This is a genomic window from Curtobacterium sp. RM9 (assembly GCF_054956955.1).
In genome coordinates this window covers 1,344,478-1,360,951 of the sequence record NZ_CM143271.1, presented here as the reverse complement: position 1 = coordinate 1,360,951, position 16,474 = coordinate 1,344,478, and the positions used below count along the sequence as shown (strand labels likewise).

The 16,474-nt window shown below is 71.7% G+C and carries 15 protein-coding genes; all 15 read right to left on the bottom strand.

Annotation, left to right across the window (positions count from 1 at the left end):
* Window positions 1-132: 132 nt before the first annotated feature.
* Window positions 133-1,062 carry an RluA family pseudouridine synthase gene (locus ACY3FI_RS06410; protein WP_462549951.1) on the bottom strand — a complete coding sequence of 310 codons (930 nt, stop codon included), beginning with the start codon at window positions 1,060-1,062 and terminating at the stop codon, window positions 133-135.
* On the bottom strand, window positions 1,059-1,727 hold the full coding sequence (gene lspA / locus ACY3FI_RS06405) for a signal peptidase II (RefSeq protein ID WP_462549950.1): 669 nt from the start codon (window positions 1,725-1,727) through the stop codon (window positions 1,059-1,061). Before lspA ends, ACY3FI_RS06410 begins: the two co-directional genes overlap by 4 nt.
* A 2-nt stretch (window positions 1,728-1,729) precedes the next feature.
* Entirely contained in the window at window positions 1,730-2,419 is a 690-nt protein-coding gene (locus ACY3FI_RS06400; protein WP_462549949.1) for a DivIVA domain-containing protein, read from the bottom strand.
* A 186-nt stretch (window positions 2,420-2,605) separates the two neighbouring features.
* The gene (locus ACY3FI_RS06395) at window positions 2,606-2,902 is read right to left on the bottom strand and encodes a YggT family protein (protein WP_462549948.1); all 297 of its coding nucleotides are present in this window, start codon (window positions 2,900-2,902) and stop codon (window positions 2,606-2,608) included.
* Between the two features lie 63 nt (window positions 2,903-2,965).
* Window positions 2,966-3,535, bottom strand: a complete 570-nt coding sequence (locus ACY3FI_RS06390) for a cell division protein SepF (RefSeq protein ID WP_462549947.1) — start codon at window positions 3,533-3,535, stop codon at window positions 2,966-2,968.
* Window positions 3,536-3,578: 43 nt separating this feature from the next.
* Complete coding sequence (locus ACY3FI_RS06385) at window positions 3,579-4,304, bottom strand: YggS family pyridoxal phosphate-dependent enzyme (RefSeq protein WP_462549946.1); 726 nt, start codon at window positions 4,302-4,304, stop codon at window positions 3,579-3,581.
* A gap of 8 nt (window positions 4,305-4,312) precedes the next feature.
* Window positions 4,313-5,470, bottom strand: coding sequence for a cell division protein FtsZ (gene ftsZ, locus ACY3FI_RS06380; RefSeq protein ID WP_462549945.1), 1,158 nt, complete (start codon window positions 5,468-5,470; stop codon window positions 4,313-4,315).
* 157 nt (window positions 5,471-5,627) lie between these two features.
* On the bottom strand, window positions 5,628-6,944 hold the full coding sequence (locus ACY3FI_RS06375; RefSeq protein ID WP_462549944.1) for a cell division protein FtsQ/DivIB: 1,317 nt from the start codon (window positions 6,942-6,944) through the stop codon (window positions 5,628-5,630).
* Window positions 6,941-8,362 carry a UDP-N-acetylmuramate--L-alanine ligase gene (gene murC, locus ACY3FI_RS06370; protein WP_462549943.1) on the bottom strand — a complete coding sequence of 474 codons (1,422 nt, stop codon included), beginning with the start codon at window positions 8,360-8,362 and terminating at the stop codon, window positions 6,941-6,943. Before murC ends, ACY3FI_RS06375 begins: the two co-directional genes overlap by 4 nt.
* Window positions 8,359-9,456, bottom strand: a complete 1,098-nt coding sequence (murG, locus tag ACY3FI_RS06365) for an undecaprenyldiphospho-muramoylpentapeptide beta-N-acetylglucosaminyltransferase (RefSeq protein ID WP_462549942.1) — start codon at window positions 9,454-9,456, stop codon at window positions 8,359-8,361. The genes murC and murG overlap by 4 nt, the downstream gene beginning before the upstream one ends.
* Window positions 9,453-10,724: a putative lipid II flippase FtsW gene (gene ftsW, locus ACY3FI_RS06360; RefSeq protein ID WP_462549941.1), complete on the bottom strand. Its 1,272-nt coding sequence runs from the start codon at window positions 10,722-10,724 to the stop codon at window positions 9,453-9,455. The genes murG and ftsW overlap by 4 nt, the downstream gene beginning before the upstream one ends.
* Window positions 10,693-12,240 (bottom strand): UDP-N-acetylmuramoyl-L-alanine--D-glutamate ligase, encoded by a 1,548-nt coding sequence (gene murD, locus ACY3FI_RS06355; protein ID WP_462549940.1) that lies wholly within the window; start codon window positions 12,238-12,240, stop codon window positions 10,693-10,695. Before murD ends, ftsW begins: the two co-directional genes overlap by 32 nt.
* Window positions 12,230-13,333, bottom strand: coding sequence for a phospho-N-acetylmuramoyl-pentapeptide-transferase (mraY, locus tag ACY3FI_RS06350; RefSeq protein WP_462549939.1), 1,104 nt, complete (start codon window positions 13,331-13,333; stop codon window positions 12,230-12,232). The genes murD and mraY overlap by 11 nt, the downstream gene beginning before the upstream one ends.
* Window positions 13,330-14,829 carry a UDP-N-acetylmuramoyl-tripeptide--D-alanyl-D-alanine ligase gene (locus ACY3FI_RS06345; RefSeq protein WP_462549938.1) on the bottom strand — a complete coding sequence of 500 codons (1,500 nt, stop codon included), beginning with the start codon at window positions 14,827-14,829 and terminating at the stop codon, window positions 13,330-13,332. Before ACY3FI_RS06345 ends, mraY begins: the two co-directional genes overlap by 4 nt.
* Entirely contained in the window at window positions 14,826-16,472 is a 1,647-nt protein-coding gene (locus ACY3FI_RS06340; protein ID WP_462549937.1) for a Mur ligase family protein, read from the bottom strand. The genes ACY3FI_RS06345 and ACY3FI_RS06340 overlap by 4 nt, the downstream gene beginning before the upstream one ends.
* Between the last annotated feature and the right edge of the window lie 2 nt (window positions 16,473-16,474).

Here is a 16,474-nt window from a genome sequence, read left to right as displayed (position 1 = left end):
TGCGCACGACATGCCGCGCGCGTCTCGACGGGAGGGCGGAGTTCGTCGGCCGAAGCCGCCGAGTGTGACGGATCTGGCACGCTCGGCGCGCGCCGACGGCGCGCGCCGCAGCCAGCCGCAGCGCGCCGTACGTCAGGCGGACGCGTCGCGGATGCGGTCGAGCGCGATCCGGAGGTCCTCCGGATAGTGCGCCTCGTACTGCACCCACTGCCCGGTCCGCGGGTGCTCGAACCCCAGCCGGACGGCGTCGAGCCACTGGCGGGTCAGCCCCAGCTCCCCCGCCAGCACGGGGTCCGCGCCGTACGTGGTGTCGCCCACGAGCGGGTGCCGCGTCGCCGCCATGTGCACCCGGATCTGGTGGGTCCGGCCGGTCTCGAGGTGCACCTCGAGCAGCGTCGCCGACCGGAAGGCCTCGAGCGTCTCGTAGTGCGTGACACTCGGCTTGCCGTCCGCGGTGACCGCGAACTTCCAGTCGCTCGACGGGTGCCGGCCGATGGGCGCGTCGATCGTGCCCGAGGTCGGGTCGGGGTGCCCCTGCGCGAGTGCGTGGTAGACCTTGTCGACCGTGCGCTCCTTGAAGGCACGCTTGAGGTGCGTGTACGCCAGCTCGGTCTTGGCGACGACCATGAGTCCGGACGTCCCGACGTCGAGCCGGTGCACGATGCCCGCACGCTCGGCCGCACCGGAGGTCGCGATGGTGAAGCCAGCCGCAGCGAGTCCGCCGGGCACCGTCGGACCGTCCCAGCCGGGCGACGGGTGCGCGGCGACCCCGACGGGCTTGTCGACGACGACGATGTCGTCGTCCTCGTGCACGATCGTCATGCCGGGGACGGCAGCCGGCACGATCCGGGGCGCCTCCTTCGGCGTCCACTCCACCTCGAGCCAGGCGTCGCCGTGCAGGCGGTCGGACTTCTCGGCGACGACGCCGTCGACACGCACGCCACCGGTGGCGACCACATCGGCCGCGAAGGAGCGGCTGAAGCCGAGGAGCTTGGCGATGGCGGCGTCGACACGCTCACCGGCGAGCCCGTCCGGGACGGGCAGGGACCGCTGCTCGCTCACGTCGCGTCGTGCCCGAGGGTCTCGCGGCCGTCCCGGGTCGTGTGGCCGTCGCGCGCCGTCCGGCCGTCGGCACCGTCGGCGGCGGGTGCGGCGAAGGCCGCTCCGGCGTCGAGCGGCTCCTGGGTCGTCGCACGCTGCCGCTCGTCCGAGGTCCCCCGCGAGCCGTCCAGGTTCACCCCGAGGATCACGAGCAGGACGAAGACCACCATGCTGACGCAGATGAACGCGTCCGCGATGTTGTAGATCGCGGGCATCATCCACGGCGTCGAGATGAAGTCGACCACGTGCCCGCGGCCGAAGCCGGGCTCACGGAAGAGCCGATCGAGCAGGTTGCCGAGCGCGCCACCGAGCAGCATGCCGAGCACGATCGCCCACCACATCGAACGGATCCGACGGGCGAACACGATGATCCCCACGACGACCGCGGTCGAGACGACGGAGAAGACCCACGTCATGTTCACGGCGAACGAGAACGCCGCCCCGGGGTTCCGCACGTACAGCAGCTGCAGTGCGTTGCCGAGGACGGCGACGGGTGTGCCGTAGGGCAGGTTCGCGACGACCAGCGCCTTCACGCCCTGGTCGAGCGCCACCACGACGACAGCGGCGAAGGCCAGTGCCGCGATCGCGCGGACACTGACCTTCGCTCGTGATGCTGGTCGCGACAACGTCAGTTGCCGAAGCCCTGCGCCGAGGCCGGCGCCGGGGCGAGCCCGGACTGCTCGGAGCCCGAGCCGTCGAGCTCGGCGAGCTGGCTCTGGATGTAGCTCTTGAGCTGCGCACGGTAGTCGCGCTCGAAGGTCCGGAGCTCGTCGATCTTGCCCTCGAGCTGGCGCTGCTCCTGCTCGATCACCGCGACACGCTGACGGTTGGCGTTCTCGGTGTCGGCGATGATCTGGCGCTGCTTCGCCTCGGCCTCGGAGACCAGGCGGGCGGCCTGCGCGGTGCCCTCGGCGATGAGCGCGTCGCGCTTCTCGATGCCCTCGCGGACGTGCTCCTCGTGGAGACGACGGGCGAGCGTGAGGAGGTTGGTGGTGCCCTCGGTGTCCTCGTCGGCCGGGACCGTGGTGGCCGGCGCGGCTGCGGCGACCGGAGCGGGCTCCGGTGCGGCTGCGACGGGCGCGGGCTCCGGAGTGGCCTCGGGAGCCGGAGCGGGCTCCTCGGACTTCTCGAGCGACGGCGCCGGGGCCGACTCGGCCGCCTGCAGGCGCTGGCGGAGCTCGTCGTTCTCAGCCGTGAGACGACGCAGCTCGACCACGACCTCGTCGAGGAAGTCGTCGACCTCGTCCTGGTCGTAGCCCTCGCGGAACTTCGTCGGCTGGAACCGCTTGTTGACTACGTCTTCCGGCGTCAAAGCCATTGCCGTCACCTCAATAGAACTGCTGAACGTGTGGAACCACTTGCGTCGCGACCGAATGTACCAGTCACGCCGTGCGGTGCGGATGCCTCACCGGAGCGGGCATCGATCCCGACCACCGTACACCGACGAGGGCCAGGAACCGTGACCTCGCACTGGGCGTGGCGCGTGTTGCGGCTGGAGCGGCCGTCAGGCGACGACCACGAGCCAGCGGAAGACCTGCATCAGGATGATGACCCCGAGCATCACGATCGTCCACCCGAAGTCGAGCGCGACCGGTCCCATCCGCAGCGGCGGGAGGACGCGGCGGATCGCGCGGATCGGCGGGTCCGTGACGGTGTAGACCACCTCGGACGTCACCAGGAGCCCGCCACGCGGACGCCAGGACCGGTTGTACGACTGCACGATGTCGAGCGCGAACCGACCCCACATCACGAAGAAGTAGAGCAGCGTCAGGAGGTAGAGGATCCAGAAGATCGCGGACACGATGGGCTCGCTCGGCTCGGGTGGACCGACGTCACCGGGACGTCGGACGCGGGGCGGTCAGGCTCAGGACTGGGCGAAGAAGGACGCCTCGATGTCGGACTCTACCTCAGGCGCCTCACCGCTCACGGCGACGTGTGCCGGCGACAGCAGGAACACCTTGTTGGTGACGCGCTCGATCTTGCCGTACAGGCCGAGCGACAGGCCGGACGCGAAGTCGATCATGCGCCGCGCGTCGCCCTCGGTCATCTGCGTGAGGTTGATGATGACGGGGATGCCGTCGCGGAAGCTCTCGGCGATGGACTGGGCGTCCTTGTACTCGCGCGGGTGGACGGTGAGGATCTCGTTCATTTCCTGGACCGGGGTCGCCTTCTGTGCGGTCGTGTGCGAGCGGCGGAGCGGGGTGACCTGGGCGCCGCGCTGGTGGGTGTGCGTCTTCGTCTCCACGGGAGCCGGCTGCACCGGAGCCGCCGCGGGGGCGGGGGCCTCGTGCGCGACCGGTGCCGGCGCTGCCGCCGGGGTCGCCGCGGGTGCCGAGTGCTGGCGAGCGGGCTGCTGGGGCTGCTCGTCCTCGTACTCGAGTTCCTCGTCGGCGAGGCCGAGGTAGACCATCGTCTTCTTGAGCGGGTTGGCCATGGTTCCTCCGGAGTTCGTGCTCGTGGATGCCCTTGGGACGAGGCTAGGGCGAGACCGGCCGTTCTCCGGTGATTGCGGTCCCGATCCTGAGGTGTGTCGCGCCCTCCGCGATCGCCTCGGGGTAGTCGCCGCTCATGCCCGCCGACACGTCGGTCGCAGCGGGCTCGAGGGACACCACGCGGTCGGAGATCGTGCGGAGCCGCGCGAACGCACGACGGGGCTCCTCGTCCAGCGGCGCCACGGCCATGACACCGCGCAGCCGGATCGTCCCGGTGCGGAGCACGCGCTCGACCATCGCCTCGACGTCCCCCTCGGCGACGCCGCCACGACCCGGGTCGTCGGTGAGGTTCACCTGCACGAACCCGTCGATCACGGGCGGCTCCGGCTCGGCCTCGTTCGGCGCGAACGCGTCGACGACGGAGTCCCGGTCGAGGGACTGCACGACGTGCGCGTACCGGCGCACCTGCCGGGCCTTCTTCGACTGGAGCTGCCCGACGAAGTGCCAGGTCAGATCGAGGTCGGCGAGCTCGGTCGCCTTGGCCTGCGCCTCCTGGTGCCGGTTCTCTCCCACGTCGGTGACGCCGAGGGCGGCGAGCTCGCGGACGAGCGACGCCGGGTGGTACTTCGTGACGACGACGAGCGTCAGCTCGTCGTCGGACCGTCCTGCGACCCGCGCCGCATCGGCGATGCCGCTGCGGACGGACGCGAGACGCGCCTCCAGTCCGTCGTCCGGGGACGCAGCGGTCTGGAGGCGCGCATCAGCTGCCACGGGTCGGGTTACTTCAGGAAGTCGGGGACGTCGAGCTCGTCGTCGTCGTCGTCGAACGCCGGGTCGGCGGCGCGCTGCGCCGGCGCCTCGTGCTGCTGCGACGCCCAGGAGGGCGTCGAGGGCGCCTCGTCGTGCGACGTCGAGCCGGTGACCGGGACGGTCGCGCCGGCGTCCGGGTCGACGTAGCTGGAGCGACGCTCCTTCTGCTGCTGCTGCGGCTCGCCACCGTCGAAGCCCGCGGCGATGACGGTCACGCGGACCTCGTCGCCGAGGGTGTCGTCGATCACGGCACCGAAGATGATGTTCGCCTCGGGGTGCACGGCCTCCTGCACCAGACGCGCGGCGTCGTTGATCTCGAAGATGCCGAGGTTCGACCCGCCCTGGATCGAGAGCAGCACGCCGTGCGCGCCGTCGATCGAGGCCTCGAGCAGCGGCGATGCGACCGCGAGCTCGGCGGCCTTGATCGCCCGGTCCGCCCCGCGGGACGAGCCGATGCCCATCAGGGCAGAACCGGCACCCTGCATGACGCTCTTCACGTCGGCGAAGTCGAGGTTGATCAGGCCCGGCGTGGTGATGAGGTCGGTGATGCCCTGCACGCCGGCGAGGAGCACCTGGTCGGCGGTCGCGAAGGCCTCGACCATCGAGATGCCGCGGTCCGAGATCTCGAGGAGGCGGTCGTTCGGCACGACGATGAGCGTGTCGACCTCGTCCTTGAGCGACGCGACGCCGTTCTCGGCCTGGGACTGCCGACGCTTGCCCTCGAAGCTGAACGGCTTCGTGACGACACCGATCGTGAGCGCACCGATGGACTTGGCGATGCGGGCGACCACGGGTGCACCACCCGTGCCGGTGCCGCCGCCCTCGCCGGCGGTGACGAAGACCATGTCGGCACCCGCGAGGGCCTCCTCGATCTCCTCGGCGTGGTCCTCGGCGGCACGACGGCCGACCTCGGGGTCCGCGCCGGCGCCGAGCCCGCGGGTGATCTCGCGGCCCACGTCGAGCTTGACGTCGGCGTCGCTCAACAGCAGGGCCTGCGCGTCGGTGTTGATCGCGATGAACTCGACGCCGCGGAGGCCGAGCTCGATCATGCGGTTCACGGCGTTGACGCCGCCGCCGCCGACACCGACGACCTTGATGACGGCGAGGTAGTTGTGGTTCGTGGTCACGTCAGTCGGGCCTCCGGTCGAACCCTCAACCTCTACTTGAAGTTCAGGGGCAATGCTGGTAGATGTGGTGCTCGCGACGACGCTACGGGGCCGCTCCGCACGCTGTCGCCCCGCCACGCCGCGTGTCGTGCGATTCCGCGCGGAGTTCGCGCGGTGCCTACCGCTTCGCCCGCACGATCCCGTTGTCCGGGGCGCTGACGTCGTACTCGACCGCCGTCCCCGGGGCACGAGCGGCGTGGTCCTTCACGAGCGCCGCGAGCAGCGCCGCCTTGGCGTCCGACTCGTCCGGGTTGCCCCACACGACCGTCGAGCCGTCCCTGAGCGAGAGCGTCACGTCGTCGGCCGTCGACGCCGCCACCCCGGTCACCTGCGTGCGCAGGGTCGAGGGCAGTGCGAGGACGACCTCGGTCATGGTGCGGAACACCGGCGACCCGAGCTTCGCGGTGCCGATGTCGGCGACCGGCATGGTGGCCGGCTGCGTGGGCGACGACTGCACGACGATCCCGGCGGGGTCGACGAGGTCGAAGGACTTCCCGGAGCGCACCGCGACGACCGGCGTGCGCTCGGTCACCGTCACGACGAGCGTGTGCGGCGGCACCTCCTCGGTCACGTAGCTCTCGATGAGCGGGAAGCCCGCGATGTCCCGCTTGACCTCGTCGAAGTCGAGGCGCGCGAGCGGCGTGCCCACCTGGTCGGACAGCGCCTGGCGCAGCTGTGCGTCGTCGACGCGGTTCGTGCCCTTGACCTCGATCGTCTGCAGCGCCATCAGCGGGGAGAACACCGCGACGAGGATCGAGACCCCGAAGACGAGCAGGACGCTCGCCGCCGTGATCCAGGCGGCGCGGCGGTGGCGGCTCCGCCGGGTGAAGCGGCGCACCTCCGCGCGCTCCAGCAGTCGGCGGCGCCGCTTCGCGACCCGCGCTTCGCGCGCCGTCTCGGCAGCGCGGACGCCCGCGCCGATCGGCGTGGTGCGGTCGCCGTCGTGCTCCGTCCCGTCGTGCTCCGTCCGTTCGTGCTGCGTCCGGTCGTGCTCCGTCCTGGAGGAGCGGGGCGCGTCGATCACGTCCGTCACCGTCGCGCGGTGGTCGTCGTCCGACGTGTGGTCCTCGTCCGGCGTGTAGGTGCGGAGGCGCTCGGCCACCGTGGACCAGCCGGCGCCGAGCCGCCGGCCGGCGGCGCCGGCGAGGGCGCCCGCGCGGTCGCGCTGGCTGGCGGCCGCACCCTGCTGCGGACGCTGCACCCCGTCCTGGCGGGGTGCGGTGTCCCCGTCGGGGTGCGGCGCGGCGGTGGTGCCGACCGGCTGGTCGACGTGGTCCGACGGGGCGGGGTCGTGCCGCGCCTCCAGGCCGTCGACCGGCCCGCGTGGCGTGCGCCGGGGCAGGCGCGGGTCACGACGCTGCCGGGCCGCCGAGGCGTCCCCGGTGGACGCGTCCGGCTGCGCCGGGCGGTCGTCGAACCCCTCGGGCCGCTTCACCGCGACGTCGCTCCGTCGTCGTGGAGCGCGCCGAGCACCTGCGGGATGATCCGGTACACGTCGCCGCAGCTCAGGGTCATGATGATGTCGCCGTCGCGTGCGACCGCCGCCGCGCGGGCCGAGGCCTCGTCCCAGTCGGGCAGGAACTCGACGCGGGACTGGTCGACGAAGCGTTCCTGCACGAGGGCGCCGGTGACGCCGGGCTCCGGGTCCTCCCGCGCGCCGTAGACGTCGAGCACGACGGTGTGGTCCGCGAGCTCCTCGTAGACCTTCGCGAAGTCGCCGGCCATCAGGCGGGTGCGGGAGTACAGGTGCGGCTGGTGGATCGCGATGATCCGGCCGTCGCCGACGACGTTGCGCGCCGCCTTGAGTGCCGCCGCCACCTCGGTCGGGTGGTGCGCGTAGTCGTCGTACACCGAGACGCCGCGCTCGACCCCGTGCAGCTCGAACCGCCGCTGCGTGCCGCCGAAGGCCTCGAGCCCGCGGATCGCGTCGGCCGGGGCGACACCGAGGCCCGTCAGCACCGCGAAGGCCCCGACGGCGTTCACCGCGTTGTGGCGACCGGGGACGCGGAGGGTCAGGTGGTGGGTCTCGCCGTGGGCGCGGAAGTCGACCTCGACGCCGGCGGCCTCGGTGATCCGTTCGATCCGGACGTCGGCGTCGACGGCCTCGCCGAAGGTCACGACCTCGGGGGCGTCAGGGCGCTGACGGATGCCGGCCGTGACCGTCTTCGCGCCGGCGTCGTCGCTCGAGATGACGACGCGCTCGCTCGCCTTCGCTGCGAACTCGACGAAGGCCTCGGTGAAGGCCTCCTCGCTGCCGTAGTGGTCGAGGTGGTCGGCGTCGACGTTCGTGACGAGGGCCACGGCGACGTCGTAGAGCAGGAAGGAGCCGTCGGACTCGTCGGCCTCGACGACGAAGAGGTCGCTCGACCCCGGGGACGAGCTCGTGCCGAGCGACTGGATGACGCCGCCGTTGACGAAGCTCGGGTCGAGCCCGAGCTCGACGAGGGCGGTGACGATCATCCCCGTCGAGGTGGTCTTGCCGTGCGCGCCGGCGACCGCGACCAGGCGGTGCTCGGCGATCAGGGCGGCGAGGGCCTGCGAGCGGTGCAGGACCGGCAGCCCGCGGCGCTGCGCCTCGAGCAGCTCCGGGTTGTCCGGCCAGAGGGCGCTCGTGACGACGACCGTGTCCGCGTCGCCGAGGTTCGCGGCGTCGTGGCCGATGTGCACGTCGGCGCCGAGGTCACGCATGGTGCCCGTCGTCGCGGTCTCCCGGGAGTCGCTGCCCGACACCCGGTGCCCGGCGGCGAGGAACATCCGGGCGATGCCGCTCATGCCCGAACCACCGATGCCCACGAAGTGCACCGTGCCGAGGTCCTCCGGGATCGGCTGCGTCAGGTCCGGCTTGATGGTCATGCTTCCTCCGTGGTGCTGGCGGCGTGCTTCGCCGCGTCGAGGACGAGGTCCGTCATCCGGTCCGCGCCGTCCCGGTGGCCGACGCTGCCGGCTCGGACCGTCATGTCCGCGATGCGGGCGCGGTCCTGCAGGATCGCCAGGAGCTGGAACGTCACCCAGTCCTGGTCGAATTCCTGGTCCGCGACGAGCACGGCTCCCCCGGCGTCGACGACGTCCTTCGCGTTGTGGCGCTGCTCGCCGTTGCCGACAGGGTACGGCACCAGCACGCTCGGCAGCCCGACCGCGGTGAGCTCGCAGACCATGCCGGCGCCGGAGCGCGAGACGACGAAGTCCGCGGCGGCGTACGCCAGGTCCATCCGGTCGCAGTACCGGAGCACGTGGTAGCCGTCGAGGTCGCTCGGGCCGATGTCGGACTTCTCACCGACGACGTGCAGGACCTGCCAGCCCGCGCCGACGATCGTCGCGGCGGAGCGGTTCACGGTGCGGTTGATGCTGCGCGCGCCGGACGACCCACCGGTCACGAGGAGGACCGGACGGGCCGGGTCGAGTCCGAACTCGGCGAGGCCCTCGGCGCGCACGACGCGGCGGTCGAGCGACTCGATCTCACGCCGGAGCGGCATGCCGACGACGCGGCCGTGCCGGAGCCGCGTGTTCGAGAAGGTCACGCCGACGTGCTGCGTGAGGAAGGCCGCCAGGCGGTTCGCCAGACCGGGCTTGGCGTTCTGCTCGTGCACGACGATCGGCGTGCCGGTGCGCTTGGCGGCGATGTACGCCGGAGCCGCCGCGTAGCCGCCGACGCCGAGGACGACCTCGATCTCGTGCTCCCGGATGAGCCGCTCCGTGCGCCGCACCGCGGCCAGGAAGCGCTGCGGGAAGCGGAGCGCGGCGCCGTTGAGACGACGCGGGAACGGCAGGCGCGGGATCGTGAGCAGCTCGTAGCCGCGCATCGGGACGAGGCGGGACTCGAGCCCCTCCGCGGTGCCGAGGACGAGGACCTCGACCCCCGGGGACCGCTCGGTCAGCCGGTCGGCGACCGCGAGCAGGGGGTTGACGTGACCGGCGGTACCGCCGCCGGCGAAGAGGTACTTGCTCACCGGAGAGGTCCGTTCGAGAGGTGGGGGCGACCGTGCGTGCCCGGCAGGCTGTTCTTGCCGGGCAGGTCACGGGCGAAGGACAGCACGACGCCGATCGCGACGAGCGTCATGATGAGCGCCGACCCACCTGCGGAGATGAGCGGCAACGGGACGCCGAGCACCGGGAGCAGCCCGAGGACGACCGCGATGTTGACGAGCGCCTGCCCGATGATCCACGCCAGGATCGCGCCCGTCGTGGTCTTCACGAAGGGGTCGTCCGACTTCCGGATCACCTTGATCATGCTCATCGCGAGCACGACGAACAGGGCGAGGACGACGACCGCGCCGACCAGCCCGAGCTCCTCGCCGATGATCGCGAAGATGTAGTCGTTGTCCGCCTCGGGCAGCCACGACCACTTCGCCTTCGAGTTGCCGAGGCCGACGCCGAACACACCGCCGGACGCCAGCGCCCACATGCCGTGGACGGGCTGCCAGCAGAGGTCCTGGTACTGGTTCGAGTCGGTGCAGCCGGAGAGCCACGCGTTGATGCGGACCTGCCTGGACGCCGATGCCATCGTGACGAACGGCAGCACGACGAGCATCGTCACGACGCCGAGCGCGAGGTGCTTCGCCCGGGCCCCGCCGACGTACAGCGCGCCGAGCACGAGCAGCACCATGATCATCGCGGTGCCCTGGTCACCGCCGAGGACGACGAAGCCGAGCGCGAGCACCGAGGCGATGCCGACCGGGACGAAGACCTCTTTCCAGTCGTCGAGCTTGTCCCGCTTGACGTACATGATCGCGCCGATGCCGAGCGCGAGGCCGAGCTTGACCACCTCGGAGGGCTGCGCGGTGAACGAGCCGAGCTCGATCCAGTTCCGGTTGCCCTGCACGTCGAGGCCGAGCGGGGTGAACACGAGCAGCTGCAGCACGAGGGCCGCACCGAGCAGGCGCATCGCCCACTTCCGCCACCACCGCGCCGGGATGCGGCTCGAGATGAGCATGAGCGGGACGCCGAGGACGGCGTAGAGGCCCTGCCGCGAGGCGGCCCCGAAGAAGTCGTGCGTCGCGGCGTACTGCTCGACGCTCGACGACGACAGCACCATCACGACGCCGAAGACGACGAGGAACAGGGTCACGCCGAGGATCGTGTAGAACGTGCTCGACTCGGCGACGAACACGTTCTTGACCGCCACGACGGCGCCGCGCGTGCGGCGCTGCGTGCCGGAGGCCGCTCCGCCGGCGGTCCTCGTGGTGCTACGGCCGCTCGGAAGATCCGTCGTCGCCATCGGCGCTGCCTCCCAGGTGCTCGTGGACCGCCGCCGCGAATCGACGCCCCCGGTCCGAGTAGGAGTCGAACTGGTCGAACGACGCCGCGGCCGGGGCGAGGAGGACCGTGTCGCCCGGTCTCGCGACCGACGCGGCATGCCGGACCGCCTCGGGCATGACCTGATCAGTGTCCGCTGCTTCGACCTGCAGGACGGGCACCCCGGGGGCGTGTCGCCCGAATGCCTCGAGGACGGGTGTCCGGTCGGTCCCGATCACCACGACGGCGCGGACGTCCGGACCGAACCGGGCGACCAGGGCGTCGATGTCGACCCCCTTGAACTGCCCGCCGACGACCCAGACGACCGTGTCGAACGACGCGAGCGACGCCGTCGCCGCGTGCGGGTTCGTGGCCTTCGAGTCGTCGACCCAGGTCACGCCGTCCGCGGTCGCCACGAACTCGGTGCGGTGGTGGTCGGCGCGGAAGCCCTGGACGGCGGTGCGGATGTGCGCCGGCTCGACCGAGGCGGCACGCGCGAGCGCAGCCGCGGCGAGGACGTTCATCGTCATGTGCGGACTCGCGAGTCCGGCCTGCTCGAGGTCCGCGACGGTCGCGAGTTCGTACGCGCTGTTCCGGCGGTCTTCGGTGAAGGCGCGGTCGCACAGCACGTCGTCGACGATGCCCACGTCTCCGGGCGCGGGGACGCCGGGCGTGAAGCCCACGGCGCGGCAGCCCTCCACCACGTCGGCGTCCTGCACCATGCGGCGGGTGACCTCGTCGGACGTGTTGTAGACGCAGGCCATCACCGTGCGCTCGTAGACCTTGGCCTTCGCGGCGCGGTACGCCTCGGCGGAACCGTGCCACTCGAGGTGGTCGTCCGCGATGTTCAGGCACGCGCTCGCGAGCGGCACCACGGCGCCGTCCCCGGTCGTCGGCATGTAGTGGAGCTGGTGACTCGACAGCTCGACGACGAGGACGTCGAACCCGTCCGGGTCGCGGACCACGTCGAGCACCGGGACACCGATGTTGCCGCAGGCCACCGCGCGCAGCCCGGCCGCCTCGAACATCGCGGTGGTGAGCTGCGTCGTCGTGGTCTTGCCGTTGGTCCCGGTGATCGTCACCCAGGGCGCGGCGATCGGGCCGCGGACGACCTTGTCGCGCACGCGCCAGGCGAGCTCGATGTCACCCCAGACGGTGCTGTTCGCCACGGCCCACTGCACGGTCGCGTTGTGCGGCGGCAGGCCGGGCGACACGATGACGACGTCCGGCGCCTGCGCCTCGAGCGCTCCGGGCACGGCGTCGAGCGGGGTGCGCTCGAAGCGCGCGCCGATCACGTCGAGCAGCTCGATCGTGTCGGCCGGGCCGTCGGGTGCGTAGACCGTGACGTCGCTGCCGAGCTCGACGAGGGTGTCCGCGACCGAGAAGCCCGTCGACCCGAGACCGAGCACGGCGACGCGCAGGCCCTTCCACCCCTCGGCGTACCAGCTGTCGAGCCCGTCGAGGCGGCTGACGGGCGTGGGGGCGGCGTCAGCCGACACGGGCGATCCATTCCAGGTAGAAGAGCCCGACACCGGCCGCGACGCAGAGCCCCGCGATGATCCAGAACCGGACGACGACGGTCACCTCGGCCCACCCCTTCAACTCGAAGTGGTGGTGCAGCGGGCTCATCCGGAAGATGCGCTTGCCGTGTGTGATCTTGAAGTACGCCCGCTGCAGGATGACCGACCCGGTGACGATGAAGAACAGACCACCGATGAGGATCAGCAGCAGTTCGGTGCGGCTGAGGATCGCGAGACCCGCCAGCGCCCCGCCGAGCCCGAGCGAGCCGGTGTCGCCGAGGAAGATCTGTGCCGGTGAGGTGTTGTACCAGAGGAAGCCGATCAGGCCGCCGCACACGGCCGCCGCCACGACCGCGAGGTCGAGCGGGTTCGTCACGGTGTAGCAGGCGTGCGCGGTGCTCTCGTCGAGTCGGGCGCCGCCGCAGATCTGGTTCGACTGCCAGAAGCCGATGATGACGTACGAGCCGATCGCGAGGATGCTCGATCCGGTCGCGAGCCCGTCGAGGCCGTCCGCGACGTTCACGCCGTTCGAGGTCGACACCGTGAGCAGCACGATCCACGCCAGGAACAGCACCGTGCCGATGACCGTGCCGAGCGCCATGAAGTCGAGCCACGGCACGTCACGGATCGCCGAGATCATCGTGGACGCCGGCGGCTTGCCGTTCGAGGTCGGCACGACGAGCGCGACCGTGGCGAAGATCACGCCGACGATGACCTGGCCGAGGACCTTGGCCCAGCCGCCGAGCCCGAGGCTCCGCTGCCGTCGCACCTTGAGGAAGTCGTCGATGAAGCCGACGAACCCGAGCCCGACCATGAGGAAGAGCACGAGCAGGCCGGACAGCGTCACCGAGTCCCCGCCGACGAGGTGCCCGACGAAGTACCCGAGCACCGCACCGATGATGAGGACGATGCCGCCCATCGTCGCGGTGCCGCGCTTGGTGTGGTGCGACTGCGGGCCGTCGTCGCGGATGAACTGTCCCCAGCCGAGGCGGTGGAACAGCTTGATGAACAGCGGCGTGAGCAGCAGTGTGAACACCAGCGCCACGGCGCCGGCGATCAGGAGCGCGATCATTCGGTGACACCTCCGAGGCGGTCGCCGAGGAATCGCAGTTCGGCGGACTTCGAGGACTTGACCAGGACGACGTCGCCGGGGCGCACCATGTCCTGGAGGGAGCGGACGGCGTCGTCGACGTCCTCGATGTACACGGACTCGCCGTCCCACGATCCCTCGAGGGTGGCGGCCTGGTGGATGGCCATCGCGCCGCGGCCGACGACCACGAGCTGTCCGATGCCGAGCCGGACGACGAGCCGCCCGATCCGGTCGTGCTCCTCCGTCGAGAACTCGCCGAGCTCGGCCATCTCGCCGAGCACGGCGACGGAGCGCTCCCCCGGGCGCACGATCTGCGCGAGGGTGCGCAGCGCCGCGGCGGTGGAGTCGGGCGACGCGTTGTACGCGTCGTTGATCACGGTGACGCCCTCCGGACCGCCCTGGAGGAGCTCCATGCGCCAGCGCTCGGCGCGCGTCATCGACGCGAGCGCCTCGGCGCCGGTGGCGAGCGGGACGCCCCACAGGTGGGCGACGGTGAGCGCGGCGGCCGCGTTCATCGCGTGGTGCTCACCCAGGATCGCGAGCCGGACGTCGGCCTGCTCCGCGCCTCCAGACCGGTCTGCGTCCGCGTCCGCGGACCGCACGGGAGGCGCGGTGAGCGTGAAGCGGGTGCCGCTGCGGTCCGTCTCGATACCGGTGATGCGGTAGTCGGCCGTCTCCGACGTGCCGAAGCCGACCACCTGAGCGGCCGTGAGGCCGCGCATCGACGCGACGCGGTCGTCGTCGACGTTGAGGAGCGCGGTCGCGCTCGCGGGGAGGTCGGTGACCATCTCGGACTTGGCGCGCTGCGTCGCCTCGATGCCACCGAACTCGCCGGCGTGCGCGAGGCCGACCTTGAGGACGACACCGACGTCCGGCTCGGCGATCGAGACGAGCTTCGCGATGTGGCCCTTGCCGCTCGCGCCCATCTCGACGACGAGGAAGCGGGTGTCGTCCGTGATGCGGAGCATCGAGATCGGTGCGCCGACGTGGTTGTTGAACGAGCCCTCGGGCGCGACGGTCTCGCCCTGCGTGGCGAGGATCGTGCGGAGCATGTTCTTCGTGCTCGTCTTGCCGTTCGAGCCGGTGATGCCGACGACGCGCAGGGGTGCCGGGCGGCCGTGCTCGTCCAGGCGGTCCTCGCTCGCGAGCCGGACACGGGCGACGACCTCGTGCGCGAGCGCGGCGAGGGCGGCGTAGCCGTCGGACACGACGATCTGCGGCGCGGTGGTGTCGACCCGCTCGGGCGTGACGACGAGCGCAGCGCCCGCATCGACCGCGGCGGCCACGAACCGGCGGCCGTCGGTGACCTCACCGGGGAGGGCGAAGAACACGCTGCCGGGCCGGACGAGACGCGAGTCGGTCTCCACCGAGCCGTCGACGACGACGTCCCCCTGCTGACGGGCGTCCGTCGCCTGGGCACCGTCGATCAGCTCGCCGCCGACCGCGGCGGCGATCTCGGCGAGGGTCAGGGCGATCATCGGATCTCCTCCGCGGCGCCGGTGCTCGGCTCCCAACCGGCCTCGCGCAGCGCCTGTCGCGCCTCGTCGCGGGCCGAGTACGGCGTGCGGACGCCGGCGATGTCCCGGTAGTCCTGGTGGCCGGGCCCGGCCCAGAGGATCGAGTCGCCGTCACCGACGAGGGCGACCGCCTTGCGGATCGCGGCCTCCGGCGGGCTCACTTCGTACAGCTCGTGGTCGGGGTAGGCCTCTCGCGCAGCGTCGACCAGGGTCTTCCGGATACTCGCGGCGTCCTCGAAGCGCGGGTGGTGGTCGGTGATCACGAGGATGTCCGAACCGGCCGCTGCCACGCGTGCCATGTCGCCGCGCTTGGTGGTGTCGCGGTCGCCGTCGGCGCCGAACAGCATGAGGACCTTGCCGGACGTGAACTGGCGCACCGCGGCCAGGGTGTTCTCGAACGCGTCGGCGCTGTGCCCGAAGTCGACGTAGACGCTCGGACCACGGTCGCCGGACACGCGCTCCGTGCGACCGGGCAGGTAGCACTCGATGGCGCTGACACGGTGCGCGTCGTCGTCGTGCTCGCCGTGCGTGTCCTCGTCCGCGTAGTGGCGGTGGCCCGTCTCGAGCGCCTGCGCGATGGCGCCGAGCTCGAAGCCCCCCTCCACCAGCATGACGATGGCGAGCGCCGCGTTGGCGGCCATGTGCCAGCCGATGAGTGGCACACGGGTGGTGAGCTCCCGGCCCTCGGGACCGGTGAGGCGGAACTCGGTGTACGCAGCGTGGGCCTCGACGATGTCGACGTGCCACTCGGCCTCGACGTCGGGGTGCACCGTGATGGTGGTCACCGGGATGCGGGAGTCCTGCACCACGCGGTGGCCCCAGTCCGTGTCGAGCGAGACGACGCCGCGGCGGGCGTGCTCGGGCTCGAACAGCGGGAGCTTCGCGTGGTAGTACTCCTCCATGTCGGCGTAGTCGTCGAGGTGGTCGTGCGACAGGTTCGTGAACCCGGCGACGTCGAAGACGATGCCGTCGACGCGGTGCCGGCTGAGGGCCTGCGCGCTGACCTCAACGGCCACCGCGCGCACCTCGCTCTCGCGCATGCGGGCCAGGAGCGCGTGCATCTCGCTCGCCTCGGGCGTGGTCAGGCGGCTCGTCACGCTGAGCGACCCGATGTGGCGCTCCGCGGTCGAGCTGAGACCCGCGACGAGGCCGAGCTGCTTGAGGATGCCCTCGAGGATGTACGACGTGCTCGTCTTGCCGTTCGTGCCGGTGACCGCGAAGAGCTGCGGCAGGTCGGTGGCCTCGTCCGGGTGCGTGCGGTAGACCCACGCGGCGACGTCCCCCAGCGCCGCGCGGGGGTCGTCGACCACGAGCACCGGCAGGCCGGCGGGCTCCGCCAGCGCGACGCCCTCGGCGTCCGTCAGCACCGCCACCGCACCGCGCTCGGCGGCCTCGGCGGCGAACTGCGCACCGTGCCGGTTCGCGCCGTGCACCCCGACGAAGAGGTCACCCGGCTGCACCTCGGCGGCGCTCAGGGTGACGCCCGTCGTCTCGACGGCGTCGACCGAGCCGACGACGCGCAGACCGAACGCGTTCGCGAGTTCGGCCACGGCCCTCGGGGTCGGGTGTTCGGGTCGGAGGACCGGGGGGATCCGTGCGGACAAGT